This is a genomic window from uncultured Gimesia sp. (genome assembly GCF_963972345.1).
Taxonomy (GTDB): domain Bacteria; phylum Planctomycetota; class Planctomycetia; order Planctomycetales; family Planctomycetaceae; genus Gimesia.
On sequence record NZ_CAXAVM010000343.1, the window covers coordinates 1 to 2,977 of the forward strand.

General features: G+C 52.4%; 3 protein-coding genes. All 3 read right to left on the reverse strand.

What is annotated here, in order from left to right; translation table 11 throughout:
* A partial coding sequence (locus tag AACZ40_RS28795; protein ID WP_339677096.1) for an FAD/NAD(P)-binding protein occupies nt 1-1,011 on the reverse strand: 1,011 nt, incomplete at its 3' end.
* Nucleotides 1,011-2,102: a 2,3-diaminopropionate biosynthesis protein SbnA gene (gene sbnA, locus AACZ40_RS28800; RefSeq protein ID WP_291173071.1), complete on the reverse strand. Its 1,092-nt coding sequence runs from the start codon at nt 2,100-2,102 to the stop codon at nt 1,011-1,013. The genes sbnA and AACZ40_RS28795, both read right to left, overlap by 1 nt.
* Before the next feature lie 420 nt (nt 2,103-2,522).
* A partial coding sequence (locus tag AACZ40_RS28805) for an NADP-dependent oxidoreductase (RefSeq protein WP_339677098.1) occupies nt 2,523-2,977 on the reverse strand: 455 nt, incomplete at its 5' end.

Sequence of the window (2,977 nt, forward strand, 5' to 3'; positions counted from 1 at the left end):
CTGCTCTGGATTGACCAGCACCAGCGCTTTGGCCGCGGTCTGCAGAATGACCGGCCAGATCATGCTCTTGAATTCCAGTCCCTGTTCCGGCTGATCCAGATGCATCAATCGAGACCGCCCCTGCTCCCAGATCGTTTCCAGCTGATCCGGCAGTGAGAGCCGATGCTTGTCAGGCTTGGGAAACATCGGCCGACCGCTACGCGAGAAAGGCAGGATACAGTCCACTTCATTCCCCGAGCGTTGATATTTCCATTCGCCCTGCTGGCAGGAAAAAGACCCTCCCCGACCCTCCGTCAAAGCCAGGCAGGCATCGATAAATGTGAGTGCAAAACCACGCACAGCGACGCGCGAGCCGGCAGGAATTCGACCGTAAGTCAGCATCTCGGTGACGGGAAATACATGCGGTATGACTGTTTCAGGCTGGTCCTGGTTATCTGCAGCACTCCGCCACCCTTCATGTCCGATGGAGATCAAGACTTCGTCATAGATTTCTGCAGACGCATTCGTTTTCAACATCCAGCGGTGTTCAATTCGTTGAATATCAATCACTTTCTGCTGTCTATGTTCAATGCTGCAGGAAGCAGGGCAACACTGCAGGATTTTCTTGTAACAGTCCGCAAGATATTCCCCCGTAACAGCACGCGGGATAAACCCGTTCGGATCAGCCATTTCCGGATAATGCCGCTGCAGCCAGTGAACCAGGTCAGGGTACTCGTCTTTCTCTCGAGAGCCCGGAGATTCAGACCAGGTATCAATTAAGCCGGATGCATAATTCATCCGCAGATAGTGTGGTTGATCGGGGTGATACACGGGGCCGGCGCCCGGCACATTCTCGGGATCAAATATGATAATTTGAATTTCATCACGAGAGTCAGATTGATTCAGACGCTGAATCAATCGTTCCAGGCAGTACATGCCTTTGGGACCACATCCGGCCAGGGCGATACGAAACGGTTCTCTCTTACTCGCGGGGGCGGTAAGTGGACCTTGCTGTTCAATGAGATCGGGCATCAGAATTGGGACAAATCAGAGTACTGAGGAGGGTGAAAGGAAAAACCACGATCACGCAGGCCACAATCGACACAGAGATTACTCTCCAGACGTTGTTGCACTTCGGATTCGGTATAACCCAATTGGCTTTCCACCCACTCCGGGGAAAAGATGGTATCCAGGTAACGAGTGCCTGAATCGTGTAAAATCACCGCACAGATTTTGTCGTGCAGTTCGTGTTTCATTGCGCGAACCGTTTCCAGGACTCCCCCTGCCGAACCACCGACGAGCATCGCTTCTTTTTGAACCATGCGCCAGCAGCCGGCGACGCAGTCCAGTTCAGAGACGCGCCGTACGGCATCGAACTGCTGACCTTCTGCCAGGTCGGGAATATTCCCTGCGCCCAGGCCGGGGATGCGTCTCTCGCCTGCCTGTCCGCCAAACAACACACTTCCCATGGCATCGACGGCGACGATCTTTGTTTTTCGCCCGCGCTTCCGCAGGTAATCGCGGCAACCACGAATGGTTCCCGTACTGCTGGTGGCAACAAACAGATAATCGAGCTGACCATTAAGCGCCTCGTCGATCTCTCTGATCGTACCGTTTTCATGCGCTGCAGGATTATGTCTGTTACCATACTGATTAGGCCAGAACGAATCAGGGATTGTCTTCAGCAGCGATTTAACCTTAGCCAGTCTGGCTTTCAGGAAGTCACCTTCCAGTGGCTCCGTCACCATTTCGATTTCTGCACCCAGTGCTTTCATAATCGCAATATTCTGAGGTTGAGCCCGTACGTCTACCACACAAATAAAGGGGAGCCCGTAATACCGGCAGACTTGAGCCAGTCCAATCCCCATATTTCCTGAAGAAGACTCAATGATCGTGGTATGAGAATTAATCTCTCCCGTCTGAAAGGCTTCTTCGATCATGGCACGCGACGGCCGATCTTTCGCACTGCCTCCCGGGTTAAAGCACTCCATTTTGGCGAAGAGGGCCACATCGGGACTGCCCAGATAGCGACGCAGGCGGATCAAAGGCGTGGCCCCGATGGTTTCCAGCACACCTTCCCGGGCCTGGGCTTTCTCCACTGTTTTTTTTCGGTTGTCAATCATCGGCTGCGACCTCTGGTTATACTGGGCAGGTGGGATTGGAGCCCTGAAGCAGGGATACCAGATGCATAGCGAAAAATGTGCCAATATTCTAAGCTTTTGTTTACAGCCGTTTTCTCCCTGTTTGAACACTGAAAACACGTGTAAATTGAGGAGTCAGGCTGCCTTGCGCGAGTCACGATCAGCCAGACTGGTCGTTCAGCAAACAGCTTGTACAGAAGCGGTGTCGGACCGAAATCTACCAGGCCAGAAACGCATCGAGGGGCTTCTGAAGCACCTTCTGCTCTCTCTCGGCAGCAGAGGGCTTGAATTTGTGAACGTCGATTGCGCATCACATTGAATGAGAGCGTCTATCATTCAATGACACGCGGTCCCAATGACCTGGGAAACGCTACGGTCATACCGGAGACAGTCGAGAGACGATCATTCGGTTAATTTCACGACCGCTTTTCCCATTTTGCTGCCGTGAAATAAATCGATGAATGCTTGAGGCGTCTGTTCCAGACCTGTCGTCACGGTCTCTTCCCAATGCATTTTTCCTGCCTGGATCCATTCTGTCATTCTGTTCTGGAACTCATCCTGCTGATCACCATGATCCCGGACGATAAATCCCTGCATTCTCAGTCGTTTGGTGATGATTTTAAACAGGTTGTCCGGCCCTGGCTGAGGAGACTTGTCGTTATAAGTCGAGATCATGCCACAGCAGACGATGCGCCCGAAGTCATTCAGGTTATCAAGGGCAGCCTGCAGATGGTCCCCTCCCACATTGTCGTAATAAAGATCGATGCCTTCCGGAGCCAGTTCTTTCAACCGTGCGGACACATCATCCACCTCTTTATAATTGAAAGCAGCATCGATGCCGGCTTTGTCTTTCAACC

Excerpts from the sequence above, each read along its gene's own strand:
- sbnA (WP_291173071.1), bottom strand. The coding sequence starts at position 2,102 with ATGATTGACAACCGAAAAAAAACAGTGGAGAAAGCCCAGGCCCGGGAA.